Source organism: Acinetobacter sp. DSM 11652, from assembly GCF_900109815.1.
Taxonomy (GTDB): Bacteria; Pseudomonadota; Gammaproteobacteria; order Pseudomonadales; family Moraxellaceae; genus Acinetobacter.
In genome coordinates, this window is the sequence record NZ_FOBK01000015.1 from 13,140 (window position 1) to 32,284 (window position 19,145).

At 39.9% G+C, this 19,145-nt stretch carries 16 protein-coding genes; 12 read left to right on the forward strand and 4 right to left on the reverse strand.

Annotated features, from left to right (window positions below; all coding sequences use genetic code 11):
- Nucleotides 1–57 precede the first annotated feature (57 nt).
- Nucleotides 58–1,749 (reverse strand): AMP-binding protein, encoded by a 1,692-nt coding sequence (locus BMW42_RS12980; RefSeq protein ID WP_092768400.1) that lies wholly within the window; start codon nt 1,747–1,749, stop codon nt 58–60.
- A 102-nt stretch (nt 1,750–1,851) separates the two neighbouring features.
- Nucleotides 1,852–2,478, reverse strand: coding sequence for a TetR/AcrR family transcriptional regulator (locus tag BMW42_RS12985; RefSeq protein ID WP_092768402.1), 627 nt, complete (start codon nt 2,476–2,478; stop codon nt 1,852–1,854).
- A gap of 145 nt (nt 2,479–2,623) precedes the next feature.
- Here BMW42_RS12985 and BMW42_RS12990 point away from each other — a divergent pair, with 145 nt between their 5' ends.
- The 7 genes from BMW42_RS12990 to BMW42_RS13020 all read left to right on the forward strand — a co-directional run bounded on the left by BMW42_RS12990 (nt 2,624) and on the right by BMW42_RS13020 (nt 10,599).
- Nucleotides 2,624–3,796, forward strand: coding sequence for an isovaleryl-CoA dehydrogenase (locus BMW42_RS12990; protein ID WP_092768404.1), 1,173 nt, complete (start codon nt 2,624–2,626; stop codon nt 3,794–3,796).
- A gap of 26 nt (nt 3,797–3,822) precedes the next feature.
- Nucleotides 3,823–5,424, forward strand: coding sequence for a carboxyl transferase domain-containing protein (locus tag BMW42_RS12995; RefSeq protein WP_092768407.1), 1,602 nt, complete (start codon nt 3,823–3,825; stop codon nt 5,422–5,424).
- A 12-nt stretch (nt 5,425–5,436) separates the two neighbouring features.
- Entirely contained in the window at nt 5,437–6,237 is an 801-nt protein-coding gene (locus tag BMW42_RS13000) for an enoyl-CoA hydratase/isomerase family protein (protein WP_092768409.1), read from the forward strand.
- 13 nt (nt 6,238–6,250) lie between these two features.
- Nucleotides 6,251–8,245, forward strand: coding sequence for an acetyl/propionyl/methylcrotonyl-CoA carboxylase subunit alpha (locus BMW42_RS13005; protein WP_092768411.1), 1,995 nt, complete (start codon nt 6,251–6,253; stop codon nt 8,243–8,245).
- Complete coding sequence (locus BMW42_RS13010) at nt 8,245–9,177, forward strand: hydroxymethylglutaryl-CoA lyase (protein WP_092768465.1); 933 nt, start codon at nt 8,245–8,247, stop codon at nt 9,175–9,177. Before BMW42_RS13005 ends, BMW42_RS13010 begins: the two co-directional genes overlap by 1 nt.
- A 78-nt stretch (nt 9,178–9,255) precedes the next feature.
- Nucleotides 9,256–9,960 carry a CoA transferase subunit A gene (locus BMW42_RS13015; RefSeq protein WP_092768413.1) on the forward strand — a complete coding sequence of 235 codons (705 nt, stop codon included), beginning with the start codon at nt 9,256–9,258 and terminating at the stop codon, nt 9,958–9,960.
- Nucleotides 9,961–9,963: 3 nt separating this feature from the next.
- Complete coding sequence (locus BMW42_RS13020; RefSeq protein ID WP_092768415.1) at nt 9,964–10,599, forward strand: CoA transferase subunit B; 636 nt, start codon at nt 9,964–9,966, stop codon at nt 10,597–10,599.
- A 38-nt stretch (nt 10,600–10,637) separates the two neighbouring features.
- Here the strand turns inward: BMW42_RS13020 and BMW42_RS13025 are convergent, their stop codons facing one another.
- On the reverse strand, nt 10,638–11,729 hold the full coding sequence (locus BMW42_RS13025) for a phospholipase A (RefSeq protein ID WP_228143132.1): 1,092 nt from the start codon (nt 11,727–11,729) through the stop codon (nt 10,638–10,640).
- Between the two features lie 73 nt (nt 11,730–11,802).
- Entirely contained in the window at nt 11,803–14,742 is a 2,940-nt protein-coding gene (locus BMW42_RS13030) for an insulinase family protein (protein WP_092768419.1), read from the reverse strand.
- 258 nt (nt 14,743–15,000) lie between these two features.
- Between BMW42_RS13030 and BMW42_RS13035 the strand changes: the two genes are divergently transcribed.
- The 5 genes from BMW42_RS13035 (at nt 15,001) to BMW42_RS13055 (ending at nt 19,144) form a co-directional block, all read left to right on the forward strand.
- The gene (locus tag BMW42_RS13035) at nt 15,001–16,005 is read left to right on the forward strand and encodes an adenosine kinase (protein ID WP_092768421.1); all 1,005 of its coding nucleotides are present in this window, start codon (nt 15,001–15,003) and stop codon (nt 16,003–16,005) included.
- A gap of 16 nt (nt 16,006–16,021) precedes the next feature.
- Nucleotides 16,022–16,330 (forward strand): Rieske (2Fe-2S) protein, encoded by a 309-nt coding sequence (locus BMW42_RS13040; RefSeq protein WP_171076765.1) that lies wholly within the window; start codon nt 16,022–16,024, stop codon nt 16,328–16,330.
- Between the two features lie 17 nt (nt 16,331–16,347).
- Nucleotides 16,348–16,962 (forward strand): OB-fold-containig protein, encoded by a 615-nt coding sequence (locus BMW42_RS13045; RefSeq protein WP_092768423.1) that lies wholly within the window; start codon nt 16,348–16,350, stop codon nt 16,960–16,962.
- 410 nt (nt 16,963–17,372) lie between these two features.
- Nucleotides 17,373–17,564: a cytochrome oxidase putative small subunit CydP gene (cydP, locus tag BMW42_RS13050; RefSeq protein WP_092768467.1), complete on the forward strand. Its 192-nt coding sequence runs from the start codon at nt 17,373–17,375 to the stop codon at nt 17,562–17,564.
- Nucleotides 17,564–19,144 (forward strand): cytochrome ubiquinol oxidase subunit I, encoded by a 1,581-nt coding sequence (locus BMW42_RS13055; RefSeq protein WP_035266593.1) that lies wholly within the window; start codon nt 17,564–17,566, stop codon nt 19,142–19,144. The genes cydP and BMW42_RS13055 overlap by 1 nt, the downstream gene beginning before the upstream one ends.
- Nucleotide 19,145 lies beyond the last annotated feature (1 nt).

A 19,145-nucleotide genomic window follows, 5' to 3' on the forward strand; every position in this document is an offset into this window, starting at 1 on the left:
CTAAGTTCGGCTTTGTTGTTTTTCTAGCTTGAAGTTAAAAATATTACTCAATGACGATTAAGCTCTCTCATCAAAAATATTGAGTTGCTCACGCATATATTCTTGGAGTTTAAACTTCTGAGCCTTACCAGAAGCAGTCATTGGGAACTCTTTAAGAAAATGTACATATCGTGGCACTTTATTATGTGAGATATTGGCTTTGCAGTAATCTTTGATCACTTGTTCAGAACATTCATGTCCTTCATGCAAAATAATACAAGCACATAACTCTTCGCCATATTTCGGGTCAGGAAGTCCAATCACTTGGACATCGCTAACTGCAGGATGTTTATATAAGAAGTCTTCAATCTCTTTAGGGAATAAATTCTCACCTCCCCGAATCACAACATCTTTAATGCGACCTTTGATTTTGATAAAGCCTTCATCATCCATTTCAGCGATATCACCGGTATGCATCCATTTTGCGACATCTACGACTTCTCGTGTTTTTTCTTCTTCATCCCAATAGCCCAGCATGACTGAGTATCCTCGTACACACAACTCTCCGAGTTTGCCACGAGGCACTACTTTACCGTGTTCATCGACTATTTTAATTTCGATATGTGGATGAACTCGACCAACAGTGCTCACTCGTTGTTCTAGCGAATCTGTGATCGAACTTTGTGCGCTTACTGGCGCTGTTTCAGTCATGCCATAACAAATCGTGATATCTCGCATATGCATACGCTCAATGACGCGCTTCATGATTTCTTTTGGACATGGACTGCCAGCCATGATGCCTGTACGTAATGTGGTCAAATCAAATTCGTCAAATTGCTCATGATCAAGCATGGCAATAAACATGGTAGGCACACCATATGCCGCAGTACATTTCTCTTGTTCAATCGCTTTAAGACTATCAAGAGGATTAAATACAGCTGATGGATAGATCATGGTTGATCCATGTGTAATACAGGCGAGATTACCCATCACCATACCAAAGCAATGAAATAACGGTACAGAAATACAAACTCGATCTTGAGAAGTCAGTTTGATTGCCTCTCCCACAAAATACCCGTTATTCAGAATATTATTGTGTGTCAGCATGGTCCCTTTGGGGCTACCTGTCGTTCCGGAGGTAAACTGGATATTGATGGTTTCATCGAATTGAAGACCAGATGCTATCTCATTAAGTTGATCTAACTGCTCTGAAGTCGGTTCAGCCAATAAATCACTAAAGCGATAAAACCCAGTATGTTGTTGATCATCTATTTTGATCAAATACTTTAAATGCGGTAATTTTTCAGCATTTAAAACGCCATTGGTCGTATGCAAAATTTCTGGTGCAATTTGCGTCAAAATTTCTTGATAATTGGTCGTCTTAAAGGTCGATGCAATGATCAATCCTTTGCAAGATACTCGATTGAGTACGTATTCTAGCTCGTAGCTTTTATACGCAGGATTTAAGTTGACCAAAATAATTCCAGCCTTGAAGGCTGCAAATTGTGCGATCGTCCATTCCACACAATTAGGGGACCAAATCGCTAGACGATCTCCCTTTTCTAAACCGATTTTTAATAAACTACATGCAAAAGCATTTACTTTCTCTTGTAACTGCTGATAGGTCAAACGTACATTTTGATGCACACTGACCACAGCATCCTGATCGGCATATTGTAGGCATGCTTGATCAAATTTATGGCCTATGGTCATACCCAATAAGGGTTGCTCACTGGTGCCATAGGCATAACTGAGTCGTAATTGCGTCATTGAATCATACTCCTTGATTCTATTTTCTTATATCAATCCAATATTTCGTTATTAATTACGCGATTACTCGTTTAAACATGACATCCTTTTGTGTGAATTAAATTAATTTTCCTCCTTTGCCTTAACTGCATTGACACAAAAGTCTGCAATTTGCTTAACGAAATAACCTTTATAACCGTCATCAAACATCACATTACGGGATGGATTTAAAGGTTCAATCACAACGAATGTCATCGCACCAACCACGCATAATGCAGCTGTATTTAAATCTTCAAATTCGAACTCACCATTGACCTTTCCTTCGGCAAGAATCTCCTTAATGGATTGTTTTATCAATTGCTTACTTCTAAAACGTTCATGCTCAATCGTTGGGTCTACGGGCTCAAACATGAGTGAATATGCAAGTTGAGGGCTATTCAGAGCACGTTTTACGAAAGCAGTGACGGCCTTTGTCAACTTCTCAGTCGAAGTCCAATCATTTTTTGCAATCTGATTCAGAATATCGACCTCACCTTTGATGGCCTGTGAAAGCACTTCAATCAAAATCTGATTTTTGTTCTCAAAATAGCGATAGACCAAACCACTCGAGACACCAGATTTATCTGCAATCGCTTGCACTTGTGCATCTTTAAAACCACCACCCGCAATAAGTTCGCGCGCGGATTGCAGTATCGATTGACGATTTTGCTCCATACGCTCTTGCATCAAAGTGGATCTTTTATAACTCATAATTGTTCACCCAATCAACTAAAATGAATTATAAATCATTTTCTGAATCTATATTCACTTTTTTAAAAAATAACTGTATTGTATTTCTCAAGCAAGGACAAAATGCTTCACTGGAAATAAAAATTAAATTTTAGGATGAATGAAAATGAATTTACAGAGTATCGACTTTGGACTAGACGAAACACTAATCGCTTTACGTGATTCTGTAGCTGCATTCTGTGCAAAGGAAATCGCACCTATTGCTCAACAAGTTGATCAAGACAACTTATTTCCAGCTCACTTATGGAAAAAATTCGGTGATATGGGGTTACTTGGACTTACCGTGAGTGAAGAATACGGTGGTGTCAATCTGGGTTATTTGGCTCATATCATTGTCATGCAGGAAATTTCACGAGCATCTGCTTCCATTGGACTTTCATACGGGGCACATTCAAATCTTTGTGTGAATCAAATTAACCGTAATGGTAGCGAAGAACAAAAACAAAAATATCTTCCTAAATTAATTTCTGGCGAATATGTCGGTGCTTTGGCAATGTCTGAACCGAATGCGGGTTCAGATGTCGTTAGTATGAAATTACGTGCTGAAGATCATGGTGATCACTTTGTACTTAATGGCTCAAAAATGTGGATTACCAATGGTGGAGATGCTGACGTGCTGGTGGTTTACGCCAAAACTGACATCAATGCTGGTGCCAAAGGCATGACTGCTTTCATTATTGAAAAAGGCATGGAAGGCTTTAGTCATGGGAGTCACTTAGACAAACTCGGAATGCGTGGTTCAAATACTTATCCCCTGTTCTTTGACAATGTCAAAGTGCCTAAAGAAAACGTGATGGGTGGTGTGGGTAACGGTACAAAAGTGCTCATGAGTGGATTGGATTACGAACGTGCAGTTCTCAGTGGTGGACCACTAGGCATTATGGATGCATGTTTAGATGTGGTCATCCCATACATTCATGAACGTAAGCAATTCGGTCAATGTTTAGGTGAATTCCAACTCATGCAAGGCAAAATTGCGGATATGTATTCTACATGGTTGGCAAGCAAGGCTTTGGTTTATGCCGTGGGTGCAGCATGTGATAAAGCTGATCATGATCGTGGTTTACGTAAAGATGCAGCAAGTGCCATTCTCTACTCAGCTGAAAAAGCAACCTGGATGGCTGGTGAAGCAATTCAAACCCTTGGGGGCAATGGTTATATCAATGATTACAGCACAGGTCGATTGTGGCGTGATGCCAAACTCTATGAAATCGGTGCAGGAACTTCTGAAATTCGACGCATGTTAATTGGTCGTGAGTTATTCAACGAAACCAAATAATTCAAGTTAATACAAGGAAGTCATTGATGAACGAAATTAAAAGTAAAATCAATCCACGTAGTGAAGAGTTTAAAATCAATCAAGCTGCAATGCTTGAATTGGTCGCAGACTTAAAAAAACAAGCTCAAACCATTGCCTTAGGTGGTGGAGAAAAAGCACGTCAGAAGCATTTAGCACGTGGAAAACTATTACCGCGTGAGCGCATTGATCAACTCATTGATGCAGGAACTGCCTTTCTTGAAATTGGTCAACTCGCTGCTTATCAAGTTTATGCTGACGATGTACCAGCCGCAGGTGTGGTAGCAGGTATTGGTCAAGTGCATGGTGTGACATGCATGATCGTTGCCAATGATGCAACAGTTAAAGGAGGTACATATTATCCTTTAACTGTAAAAAAACATTTACGTGCGCAAGAAATTGCTGAACAAAATCATCTTCCTTGTATTTATATGGTCGACTCAGGCGGTGCATTTCTGCCAATGCAGGATGAAGTATTCCCTGATCGCGATCATTTTGGACGAATTTTTTACAACCAAGCACGCATGTCGAGTAAAGGTATTGCACAAATAGCCGTGGTTATGGGGAGTTGTACTGCGGGTGGCGCATATGTCCCTGCCATGTCCGATGAAACAATTATTGTCCGCAATCAAGGTACGATTTTCCTCGGTGGTCCACCTTTGGTAAAAGCTGCAACAGGTGAAGTGGTGACTGCTGAAGACCTTGGTGGTGGCGATGTTCATACCCGTTTATCTGGTGTCGCAGATCATCTTGCAGAAAGTGATGAACATGCGATTCAAATTGCACGCAATATTGTTCAAAACCTAAATATCGAACCGAAAGCATTTAAGACAGAAATTGAAGAACCACTTTATAGTGCTGAGGAACTCTATGGTGTCATTCCGAGTGACTCACGCAAGCCCTTTGACATCCGTGAAGTAATTGCGCGTATCGTGGATGGTTCCAGACTTGATGAGTTTAAAGCTCGTTTTGGTACAACCTTAATTACAGGTTTTGCATCTATCTACGGCATGAAGGTCGGAATCATTGCCAATAACGGAATTTTATTTTCAGAGTCTGCACAGAAAGGCGCGCATTTCATCGAATTATGTACGCAACGCAATATTCCACTGCTCTTTATCCAAAACATCACAGGCTTCATGGTCGGTCGCCAATATGAAAATGAAGGTATTGCCAAAAATGGAGCCAAATTGGTCATGGCAGTAGCGACCGCAAATGTTCCTAAAATCACCTTGGTGGTCGGTGGTTCTTTTGGTGCAGGCAACTATGGAATGTGCGGTCGAGCATATTCTCCTCGCTTCTTATGGACTTGGCCGAATTCACGTATTTCCGTGATGGGCGGTGAACAAGCTGCTAGTGTTCTCTCCACGATTAAGCGTGATCAAATTGAGCAACGTGGTGAAACTTGGTCAGCTGAAGAAGAAGATCAATTCAAACAACCTTATCGTGATCAATTTGAAAAGCAAGGACACCCTTATTATGCATCTGCACGGTTGTGGGATGACGGTGTGATTGATCCAGCAGAATCACGTCATGTCTTAGGTCTGAGTTTGGCTGCTGCATTGAATGCACCAATTGAACCAACTCAGTTCGGCGTGTTCCGCATGTAAGGAGATAATGACATGAGTTATGAATTTTTACAGCTTGAAATTGAACGCCAAGTTGCGACCGTTTGGATTAATCGTGCTGAATTACACAATGCATTCAATACACAAGTGATAGAAGAGCTGAATCACTGTTTCACAACTTTAAATGCTAATGATGACGTTCGTGTTGTCGTTTTGGCAAGTCGAGGTAAAAGCTTTTCTGCAGGTGCGGACCTTAATTGGATGAAGCAAGCAGGTCAAGCATCAAAAGTGGAAAATGAAGAGGATGCTTTGAAACTTGCCAAAATGTTACAAAGTTTAGCCACGCTGAAACAACCGACTATTGCACGTGTCCATGGTATTGCATTTGGCGGCGGCATGGGGCTTGCTTCAGCATGCGATATTTGTGTGGCTTCCACTGATGCTAAGTTTGCCACTTCAGAAGTGAGATTAGGTTTAGCACCTTCAACGATTAGTCCATACGTGATCCGTGCCATCGGTGCTCGTCAAGCATCTCGATATTTTCTCACGGCTGAACGTATTTCTGCAGAACAAGCAAAGCATATTGGTCTCGTCCATGAAGTTTGTCAGCCAGAACAGTTGGATGCCACCGTATTGGAAATCATTGATGCAATTTTGCTTGGTGGCCCTGAAGCTCAAGCTGCATCAAAGTCTTTGATTCGTTTAGTTGATCATCAAGAAGTCACAGAAGATTTACTGATTCAAACCGCTCAACACATTGCGCACGTACGTCAAGGTGATGAAGCCAAAAATGGCTTAACTGCTTTTTTAAATAAACAAAGCCCAGCATGGATTCAAGCAACGGCAGAACAATAAAAAGGAATTCAATATGTTTAAAAAAATTCTCATTGCAAACCGTGGCGAAATTGCATGTCGTGTGATTCGTAGTGCACAAAAATTAGGTATCGCAACCGTTGCAGTCTACTCAGATGCAGATGCCCAAGCGCAGCATGTCAAATTAGCAGATGAAGCTATCTATATTGGTGAATCCCCTGCTGCACAAAGTTATTTACAAGCAGATCGTATTATTCAAGCTGCACTAAAAACTGGAGCGGAAGCCATCCATCCAGGTTATGGTTTCCTATCTGAAAATGATCAATTTGCTGAAGCCTGTGAAAAAAACAACATTACTTTTATAGGGCCTCCAGTGGCTGCCATCTTAGCCATGGGTTTAAAGGCAACGTCTAAAGCATTGATGGAAAAAGCAGGTGTACCACTCACACCTGGGTATCATGGCAGCAATCAAGATGCAGATTTTCTTAAACAACAAGCTGATCAGATTGGCTATCCTGTACTGATTAAAGCCAGTGCAGGTGGTGGTGGTAAAGGCATGCGCTTAGTTGAGCGTGCTGAAGATTTTCTTCCTGCACTCAACTCATGCAAAAGTGAAGCGAAATCAAGCTTTGGCAATGATGACGTTCTAATTGAACGTTATGTTGTCAATCCTCGTCATATTGAAGTGCAAGTTTTTGGTGACAAACATGGCAATTATGTTCACCTCTTTGAACGTGATTGCTCTGTGCAGCGCCGTCACCAAAAAGTCCTAGAGGAAGCCCCAGCCCCTAAAATGGCCGAAGTTAAACTCGAAGCGATGCGTGAAGCTGCGATTAATGCTGCCCGAGCAGTAGACTATGTCGGTGCTGGAACGGTTGAGTTCATTGTTGAGCAAGATGGTACAGCATACTTCATGGAAATGAACACTCGCCTTCAAGTTGAACACCCTGTGACGGAAATGATCACAGGACAAGATTTGGTTGAATGGCAATTACGTGTTGCTTATGGTGAACCTTTGCCAAAACAACAGTCTGAATTAAAAATTCATGGCCATGCACTTGAAGCTCGTGTTTATGCAGAAGAGCCAGAGAAAGGATTTCTCCCAGCAATTGGAAAAATTAATTATCTTCATTATCCGACTCAAAATGAATGTGTCCGTGTTGATAGTGGCATTGTGCAAGGTGATGAGATCACAACGTTCTATGATCCAATGATTGCTAAACTCATCGTATGGGGAGAAAATCGTGAAGCAGCACTCGTCCAAATGCATCATGCTTTGAGCCACTTTCATGTCGAAGGCTTAGGCAACAATATTGCATTTTTAGATCGCTTAGTGGCATGTGACTCTTTCAAAAATGCCAACCTAGATACTAATTTAATTCAGCGCGAAGATGAGTTCCTATTTAAAACCACTACTCCTTCTTCGTCTGAAACAATTGTCACAGCAGCATTTATTGAACTGCATTCTCAGTTAAATGAATCCAAGCGTACAAGCCATCCAGTTTGGAAAGCAAAACCCCTGTGGAGAAGTAATGTTGATGCGCGTACACCGATAAAACTTGAACATCTCGGACAAACGTATCAAGTTGAATTTATCTCAACTTCACAAGGGTTCGAAGCACAGCTTGATGGCGAAAGCTACGCTATCTCAGGTCAGTTGCTCAATGAAAATCTCATAGCGATCCATACTTCTTTCGGTCAAGAGAAAATCAGTTTTAAAAAAACCAATTATGCGGTCACCCTATTTAAAAATGGGCAGACTTTTAAATTTGAACTCATCAAACCTAATTTTAATACAAATGATCAATCTTCATCTGACTCAAATCTAAAAGCACCAATGCCGGGTGCAGTGACACAAGTATTTGTTTCAGCAAATCAACGTGTAAAAAAAGATGAAGTGTTATTAACGTTAGAAGCAATGAAAATGGAATACGCTATACGTGCACCATTTGATGGTGTCGTAGTCGCAGCTTATTTCCAACAAGGTGATCAAGTGAAAGCTGGTGATGAGCTGGTTGAGTTTCAAGCTGCTGAGGAGAATGCGGCATGATGAAAACAACCAATCAAACCACACCAAATCACGATAATTTTGTGAAAATCGTTGAAGTTGGACCTCGTGACGGTCTTCAGAATGAAAAAACACCCTTAACATTCGAAGACAGACGCAATCTTATTCTTGATTTGATGAAAACTGGTTTGAAGAATATCGAAGTCGGTTCTTGTGTATCTGCAAAGTGGGTACCTCAAATGGCAGAAAGTGATCAACTCTATGCTAGCCTACCACATGATGAAGATATCCAGTTCAGCTTACTGACACCAAACCTTAAGGGATTCGAGTCAGCTTTAGCTGTAGGCTGTAAAGAAGTTGCGGTTTTCACCGCTGCTTCTGAAAGCTTCACTCAAAAGAATATAAATTGTTCAATTGAGGAAAGTTTTGAGAAGTTTGCTGATGTATTACAGTTTGCTCAACAACATGATATTAAAGTACGCGGATACGTTTCATGTATCGTCGACTGCCCCTATGAAGGTCCAATTGATCCATCTAAGGTTGCTGAAGTCAGTGCAAAGTTAATTGATCTAGGTTGCTACGAAGTATCCTTGGGTGAAACCATCGGCACAGCTACACCTGATCGTGTTTCCAAAGTTTGGAATGCATGTTTGGAACGAATTGAACCACAACTTTTAGCTGGTCATTTTCACAATACCTACGGCATGGCAATTGCCAATATCTATCAATCACTGACACAAGGCATCCGCATATTTGACTCATCGATTGCAGGACTTGGCGGTTGTCCTTATGCCAAAGGTGCTTCGGGTAATGTATCCACTGAAGACTTATTTTATCTCTTGTCCAATATGGGCTATGAAACTGGCATTGACCTAGATGCCCTGATGCTTGCGAGTCGTAACATTAGTCAAGTTTTGCAACGAAACAATCCATCTAACTATGCCAATGCGTATTGGCAAAAAAAATGTGCTTAGTACGTATCAGCATTATGAAATGATGAAGATCGGAAGCTGATTCAGGATGAACAAAATAAAAATACAATGAGGTGTTCAATGACGAACAAAGTGTATGAAAGTGCTGAAAGTGCACTGAACGATATCATTCAAGATGGTCAAACCTTAGCTGTTGGTGGTTTTGGCTTATGTGGTATTCCTGAGGCTTTGATTGCTGCCCTGAAACAAACAGGAGCTAAAGAGCTGACTTGTATTTCAAACAATGCAGGTGTAGATGGTTTTGGTTTGGGATTACTACTCGAAACAAAACAAATTAAAAAAATGATCTCGTCCTATGTCGGAGAAAATAAAGAATTTGAGCGACAATACTTAAATGGTGAACTTGAAGTCGAGCTAACCCCTCAAGGCACTTTGGCTGAAAAACTCCGTGCTGGTGGAGCTGGGATTCCTGCATTTTTTACCCAAACAGGCGTAGGTACGTTGATTGCAGAAGGTAAAGAAGTACGTGAGTTCAATGGTAAAGAATATATTTTAGAACCCTCTTTAACTGCAGATGTCGCTTTGGTCAAAGCGTATAAAGCAGATAAGGCAGGTAACCTAATCTTTAGGAAAACAGCTCAAAATTTTAATCCCGTTTGTGCGATGGCTGGGAAAATCACAGTCGCTGAAGTTGAGGAAATTGTAGAGATCGGTGAGCTCGATCCCGATTCGATACATTTGCCCGGCATTTATGTAAATCGTATCGTTCTTAACACTACACCAGAAAAAAGAATCGAACAAATGACCTTAAAGGCGGAGGCATAAGTTATGGCATGGACGCGTAATGAAATGGCACAACGAGCTGCCTTGGAACTCGAAGATGGATTTTATGTCAATTTAGGGATTGGATTGCCTACATTGGTTGCGAACTATATTCCTGAAAATATCAATGTTTGGCTCCAATCTGAAAATGGTTTGCTGGGAATTGGCGAATTTCCAACAAAAGAAACCGTAGATGCTGACCTGATTAATGCGGGTAAGCAAACTGTTACGGCGCGAGCAGGCGCTGCATTTTTTTCCAGTGCTGATTCATTTGCCATGATCCGTGGTGGGCATGTGAATATAGCTATACTTGGCGCTATGGAAGTCTCTGAGCAGGGTGATCTTGCGAATTGGATGATTCCAGGGAAAAAAGTCAAAGGTATGGGTGGAGCAATGGATTTGGTGGCTGGCGTCCAAAAAGTCGTCGTGCTGATGGAACATTGTGCCAAAGATGGCACCCCAAAAATTGTTCCGCAATGTTCACTGCCCCTCACAGGTAAAGCAGTCGTTCATCGCGTGATTACAGATCTAGGGGTTTTGGATATCACGCCTCAAGGGGTAAAACTGATAGAACTGGCTCATGACGTCAACTTTGATGAGATACAGAAAGTGACTGGAGTTCCCCTAATTCAATCACAATAAGATCGCTAAAAAAACCACGCCTAAGCGTGGTTTTTTATTTAGAAAGCATTCATTAAAGAGACGCCAATACCTGCATAGGTAGCACGATGATTATAATCAATCAAACTCTCACCATACCCATCGAATAATTGAAAATGGCCTCTAAGTTTGCCACTGATTGGAAATGCCCAATCAAATTGAACAGCTCCTCGAGAATCATCCCCACCCTTAAGTGAATGTCTTAACATCAAACTAAAATCATGATCATTCCAACGGTAAAAAGTCGTTAAATCACCACGACCAATATAGTTTTTAATGTCAGGATTGTTATCATCATTGAAATCTTCTTCGATTCGATACCAAGGTCGAATCATCATAGCGAAATTATCACGCTCAAATCCTAAGTTCAGCATCACACGGTTCCAACTACGTGATAAAGGATCCGAACGTCCATTTGATTGATGATTCAGCGTTAAACCGAGTAAGCGACCATTTAAACCTAAAAATTCATAGTTGGTTCTAAACACAATACTTGCTTCAGGTTCATAATTCGTTTCACGAAATGGTCGTGATTCTTCAGAGTTGTAAACCTGCCAACGAGAGGACTGGGTATAACCCAACCAAATATCGCCATTATTCCCGATTAAGTTTTCAACAGCTTTAGTTTTGAGTGAAATTTGAAACTTGGACTCTAAAGACTTTAAATTTTGATCATCTTCTACGGTATTTTGAGGATTTGGGCTCGATGGAAATTCGTTCTTATCAGACGTCCAAAATGCAGGAAGTAAATATACAGGTTGATGTGCGCGTATATTCCATGTACCTAATTTACTGTCTTCAGCCAATTCCCATCGTTTATCAAGCAACGATGAATTCGGTGTAATTACAGGACCTTCCACCGAAAACAAGTTTTCAACTTTTTGTTCGATTTTAGACTTTAAATCCTGTGGTTCAACCTGCGGTGCTGGTATTTCACGCGCAGCCTGACGCTCAGAAACATAAGCAGGTTGCTCAAGTTCAGGGGCTTTGAACAATGCATCATAACAGGCTAAACGCTCTGCATTTGAATCAAGTGCAACGCACGCTTGTGGTGACGCTGGATTCGCTGGTACCACATCTGTTGCCCAAACTGTCTGTATAGGCAAACACATAAACGACGACACACCCAACCATATTGGTGAACGTTTTATTCTATTTCGCATTGGCTAAGCCCCATTTTTAATTTTAATTCACTTGTTTTATTGAAAACCCAAGTTCTGCAAGTTGCTCTTTTTTAGCCATTGGTGCTACAACAGCCTTCGTTGGTTTTTGATTCACTAAATACGTTTCTGCTACACGCTTTAGATCATCTAACGTTACATTGAGCAAACGCTCTCGTAAAGTTTTTCTGAATTGAGGCGTGCGTCCATGCAATAATGCATAACATGCAGTAATTGCTTCACCTGCTGGAGAACCTGGCTTATCCATGCTCGATACAAGACCCAGAATCGCCTCTTCAAGTTGGTGTGGTTTTTGTTCAGTATTCAATAACCAATCAATACTTGCTTCAAAATCTTGGAAAGTTTCTGCTAAACGTGGATCACGATAACTATAGAATCTAAATGCACAAGCATTGCCATCATAGCTTGCACCACCACCATAAGCGCCTCCTTTTTCACGGATTGCACTGTGTAGGAAACCATTTCGTAGATAAGCCGCAAGCACCATTAACGGTGCTGCATCCGGATGAGAAACTTCAACTGCTGGATAAGCAGAAGCACAGAATTGGACATTGGATTGAATCAGCCATGCTTCGTCATTTTGCGTTTGTTCAAAATTAACTTCAGCAAGATGCACTGGCTCACGCTTCACTTCAAGTTTATCCCAAACATTTTGAATTTCTTCAATTAAACGTTCAGACTGTTGCTCTTCACAGACCAGTAGGAACTGTTTAGGCGCGAGTAACAACAAACGGTGAATATTTTGCAACTCTTGAATGAGGTTCGCATATGCTTGTTCATCTGTTTCAATGCTTTGAACAAGCTCGCTCAGCCAATTAAGCGCACCTAAGCCGGTATTATTATAATCACGTAATGCCAATGCACTCATATTACGAGAAGCAATCTGCATGGCATAGCTATGTCCAGAACCAGACAAACGGGATGCCCAACGCGTCTTACGCTGTTGTAAAAGTTCAATAATACGGTCCTTTTCATCAAAACGCAGTTTCTCAAATGCCAGTTTTAACAATTGAATCGTATCTAGTTTGTGGGCAAGCGATTTGGTTGTCAGCGTTAAAAATGCGCTAATTTTACCTTTATCATCAACTTTACTACGTAGAGATGCCCCCATACCAAGGCCACCACTTACCGCTGTTTGTAATTGCTGTAATTCTAAATAATTATATTGACCTGCACCAACATCCCCCATGAGCACGGAGAGTAAGTTAAAGTAAGGTGATTTCACGACTTGATCAGGAATTTGAATAATCACTTGTTGATAATAAATTCCGTTAGTACCAGCATGGTATAAGTTCAAGGGTGTATCTAAGTTATTAGAAATGATTTCTCGCAATTGACCTTGAACGACTGGAAGCTCAGCAGGAATATCTTCTAAACCAACTTTCGGCAATAAATCTAAGTTATCAGGAGTCGCCTGTCTTTCATTTAATGCCTCAGTTTGGCGTACAATTTCCGCTTTTTCGGCATCTGTTAAGCGTGCGCCTATATCGGCTAAACGCTGTTTTTCTGCTTCAGCCTCTAATTTCGACTTATTCGCATCTGGTACAAGTGTCATCTGTACACGATGTGGATTATCAATCAAGTGGGTCTTGATCAGATTAGGCAACCACATCGGGTCTTTCAACTGCTCTTTCACTTGCTCAATGGTCGAATCTACGTCCCAAACATGTATTGGATCATTATGATGAATTGCACTGCTTAAACCATTGAGGATGAGGCTTAGTCCATAAGGCGTGCCATCTCCACCAATTTCTCGTTGGTGTAATTCAATTTGATGCAAAATCGCATCAACCAATGACTGATCTACTGGCTTAGAGGCAACCTCGTTCAGCACATTCAACACACCGTTTTTGAATGTTTCAGCATGTTCAGGATTTGAACCTTGAATACCGCAGTAGAAAGTCATTTCATAGTTAGAATCATCAAGACCTAAAATTGGTCCTGTAGATTGAGCATAACCACACGTTTCTAAATAGTGACGTAATGGTGAAGCAGAATCTTCCAATAAGATCCCTTCAGCCAAACGTAAGCCTAAACGAAGTTGAATATCACTAGATTCAGGAAGTAACCAAGCCAGTACATGGTAGGTTTTATCTTTCAAATCTTCAGCATCTACCGCGTAAGTCTCTGTCACCTCAATAGGTGCTTCTAGACGCTGTTCTGGTGCCGAATATAAGGTTTGACCTTTCTTAAACTTAGATAACGCTAAAGTTTCAAACTGCTCTTGTAACTCATAGGCAGATTGATTACCAAAAGTCATGAAAATAGCATTACTTGGATGGTAATGTGACTTATAGAAACTGACTAACTCTTCGTAAGTTAAATCAGGAATATCCTTCGGATCACCACCTGAATTATAGTGGTAAGTCGTTTTAGGGAATAAATGATGAGCAAGTTGATGATATAACTGATCTGAAGGTGAACTCATTGCACCTTTCATTTCATTAAAAACCACACCCTTGTAAACAGGCTCACCATTCTCCAACTCAATTCGGATACCTTCTTGGGCGAAATCCAAAGGGTTTAAATTGGCTGCAAATGCTGCATCCAAGTAGACGGAAAGTAAGTTTTGGAAATCTTTTTTATTCTGTGTCGCAAATGGATAAGCTGTCCAATCGGCAGCTGTAAATGCGTTCATAAACGTATTTAGAGAACGACGGATCATTAAAAAGAATGGATCACGTACAGGAAATTTTTCAGAACCACATAATGCAGTATGCTCAAGAATGTGTGCTTCGCCTTTTGAATCCATCGGTTGTGTACGGAAAGCAACTAAAAAAACATTTTCATCATGTTCAGTTGCTAGATGAAAATGCACAGCGTCAGTTTCTTTATGACGGTATTCTGAAACTAATATATCGAGTGCGGCTACATGATGTTGACGTACCAACTGAAACGCGGGATGAACGGTGTTTTGAATGGTTTCAGTAACATCTACGGTCATGTGTGCTCCTTAATTTACATAAATTTTAACAACGATCATTATACTGATAGTTCAATACAATTCATCATTTATACAACAAACTCCAACTATTTTCCGAGTAAAATAGTCAGATTAAAACTAAATCAATAAAACTATATCTGAATTAAATGATTCATTTCGATTAAATGTGGGTTAAAGCTTGAAAATCAAGCTATACGCTACTGAATTCAATCGCATTGGTGTAAAATCTTTTTCTTTTTTCGTGATGTGAATTTAGACATGGCTAAAGTTGACCTTTTTGCGATTGGCAATGCCCTCATTGACCAAGAATTCAAAGTATCTGATGAATTTCTTTTAGAGCAAAATTTGCAAAAAGGTACTATGCAGCTTACAGATGGGGAAACTCAAGCCCGTCTATTTCAAAACTTAAAAAATTCTCAAGAATATAAAGGTCAAGCCTCTGGGGGATCTGCAGCTAACTCAACAGTGGCTTTTAGTGCCTTAGGTGGTCAAGCGTTTTATGGATGCCGTGTCGGCAATGATGATCTTGGAGCGTTGTACTTAAAAGGTCTAAATGATGCAGGAATACAAACCTCTGAACGTTCGATCAGTGAAGGCGTAACTGGGACTTGCATGGTTTTGGTCAGTCCTGATTCAGAACGTACCATGCATACTTTCTTAGGTATTACAGCTGAACTCAGTAATGAACAAATTGATTTTGAAGCGCTAAAAACCGCTAAATGGTTATATATAGAGGGTTACCTTTCTACGAGTGATACAGCACGAGCTGCCGTAAAGCAAGCGCGTGCAATTGCGAAAGCAAATAATGTTAAAATTGCGTTAACGCTCTCTGATCCTGCTATGGTGCAGTATGCTCGTACAGGCTTGGACGAATTATTAGATGATGGTGTAGATGTTCTATTCTGTAATGAACAAGAAGCATTGATGTATACACAAACTGATGGCTTACAAAATGCTCTTGCTGCACTTAAAAAATTAAGCTCTACCGTCATTATTACGCTTGGCGCAGACGGCGCTCTTGTAGCAACGGAATCAACTGAACTTCAAGTGAAAGGACGTAAAGTTGTTGCTTTAGACACGAACGGTGCTGGTGATGCTTTCTCTGGTGCATTTTTATATGCATTAAATGCTGGTAAAGATTTACAAACAGCGACTGAATTGGCTATTTTAATCTCAAGCCAAGTGGTTGCTCAATTTGGTCCACGTTTAGACGTAGCTGATTACGCTAAACTTCTTAAAGAATTTCAAATAGAAGTCGCATAAAATGAATAAAATTTGCATGACTGAAGACATTCCTGAAAGAGAATCTCGATCTTTTGAAACTGAAAATGGTGACAACATTTTCATTACGCAACGAGATGGTTGCTTCTATGCGTATCAAAATGTATGCCCACATTTGCAAGTTGAGCTCGAGTTTCTTGAAAATCAATTCTTAGATCGTGATCAAGAGTTCATTGAATGCTCTACTCATGGTGCTTTATTTGATGTAGAAACTGGTGTGTGCATTTCAGGCCCATGCCAAGGTGAATCTTTAGAAAAAGTCGAGATTAAAGTTCATTCTGATGGTGGAATTTACTTAGAATCTTAAGTCATGAGGTGAAGGACATGCTGGCATTTTTAATGGAAATTGATTTAATGCCATTTCATATGTGCGTGTTTGCATTGCTAATGCTCAGCATGGCTGAAACCTTAGGCTATTTTTTTGGCTTAAGACCTAGTCAATTTATAAAAAAATTAACACCTTATTGGCTTATTCGCCTTCCTTTGCTTCAAGTTAAATTTTCCAAAGTTCTCATTCTTGTTTTTTTTCTGATCAATTTTAGTTTTGCTGGATATTTTCTTCAGCTCATTGTATTTGCAAGCCAGAAAGCCTTTCTAGCTTGGTACTATGTTTTATTACCCGCTTTAATTATCGCAATCTTCTTTACGGTATTTATGATTCATTGTTTGGATCAAGTAATCAAACCCAAATACAAATCAGAGCACTCAAATTTGCTTGGTCGACTAGCAACTGTTTCTAGTGGTAATGCACGACCTGGTTTCTCTGCTCAAGCACGCGTTCGCGATGAATTCGGTCAATTACATTATGTACAAGTTGAACCAGAGTTTGGGGAACTTGAATTTCAATCTCAAATCCTCCTGATCCGTGCAAAAAGATCTCATTTTATTGCTAAAAAAATTGCCAAAACAAATCAACTTTTCAATGTTGATCAGCATTAATTAGCTATTACCCCCACTTCAATTATATGCATTTGATTTGAAAATAGTTCATTCAAGGTATTTTTGACGCCTATTAAATTTAAATCCAATCAACTCAACGATTATATAAAATTAATAAAATCTTTATAACCAACTATTTTAATCAGATTTAAAACCAACCAATTTAATAAGCTTTAAAACAACAATCCCATTATTTTAGTTGGAATTAAAATATTAATACCAAGTAATTTAGTCTATTTTATTTTAAACATAACCATTTTAGTCGGATTTAATACCATTAAAAATCAAAACATCAAGCTATTGTTTTTATTATATTTTTTATATTAAAAATATTTATGACTATAAAGTATTTATTTTAAATGAAAAAAAGATAATAATATTTAGAATAGATTTAAATAATGCATTTAAATATGATGATTAAAACTTCAAGTTTAAATAAAAATTTAATCAAAGAGATTACTTTGATTCTTATTATCAAAGTAATCATTCTTATCGTGATTAAAAATATTTGGTTTGATGCACCTACCATTCCCAAAAACTTTGACCATCAAGTCGCTGAACGAATTACGGGCAGCGAACTTAAAATGAAGGAGACACGTTGATGATTTCTGAAAGCGTGGTCGATCTATCGCGGTTTCAATTTGCAATGACCGCAATGTATCACTTTATATTTGTACCCCTCACTCTAGGTTTGGCATTTATCCTTGCCATCATGGAAACCACCTATGTCATTACAGGCAAAGAGATTTACCGAGACATGACCAAGTTTTGGGGTAAGTTATTCGGGATCAACTTTGCTTTAGGGGTAACCACTGGACTAACGATGGAATTCCAGTTTGGTACAAACTGGGCTTACTACTCACATTATGTAGGTGACATTTTCGGAGCGCCATTAGCAATCGAAGGATTAATGGCCTTCTTTTTAGAATCTACTTTTATTGGTTTATTCTTTTTCGGCTGGGAACGTCTTTCTAAAGTCCAACATTTATGTGTGACATGGTTAGTGGCTTTAGGCTCTAATATGTCAGCACTTTGGATCTTGGTTGCAAATGGTTGGATGCAAAACCCTGTCGGGGCCGCATTTAACTATGAAACCATGCGAATGGAGCTGGTAGATTTTGCCGCACTAATCTTTAACCCAGTGGCACAAGTTAAATTTGTCCATACTGTTTCTGCGGGTTATGTGACTGGTGCAATTTTTGTATTGGCAATTTCAAGTTATTACCTACTTAAAAAACGTGATTTGGCCTTTGCCCGTCGTTCATTTGCCATTGCTGCTATTTTCGGTCTTGCTTCGACATTATCCGTAATTTTACTGGGTGATGAATCAGGATATGAATTAGGTGATGTTCAGAAAACCAAACTCGCTGCAATTGAAGCAGAATGGGATACACATCCAGCACCAGCTGCATTCACATTATTTGGTATCCCCAATCCCGAGACGCAAACAACAGACTATGCTGTGAAAATTCCATATGTCATGGGTTTAATTGCGACTCGCTCTACAACTGAACAAGTCACAGGGATCAAAGATTTAATCGCACAACATGAGCAACGTATCCGTAATGGTATGGTCGCTTATGCACAGCTTGAACAACTTCGTGCTGGAGATCAATCACCAGAACTCAAAGCTGCATTTGACGAGACTCAAAAAGATTTGGGTTATGGTCTATTGTTGAAGAAATACACACCAACTGTGGTTGATGCTACTGAACAACAAATTAAATCTGCAGCTTTAGATACTATCCCTCATGTTCCAAGTTTATTTTGGGCATTTAGAGCGATGGTGGCGTCAGGTTTCTTGATGCTCTTGTTGTTCATTCTTGCAACGTACGCTGTCATGAAACGTAATGCTGAAAATAAAACTTGGTTGCTCAAGTTTGCACTAATCGCCCTTCCACTTCCATGGATTGCAGCTCAAACAGGTTGGTACGTTGCTGAAGTTGGTCGTCAACCATGGACTATTGGTGAAGTTTTACCAACACACCTATCTGCATCAAGTATTAGTTCAGCGGATGTATGGGGTTCAATTTTAGCACTCGCTGCTTTCTATACAGTGCTGCTCATCATAGAAATGTATTTAATGATCAAATTCTCAAGACTAGGACCAAGCTCTTTACATACTGGAAAGTATCATTTCGAAAAACTAGCAGCAGCCAATAAGTCAACTGAGGAGATTTAAC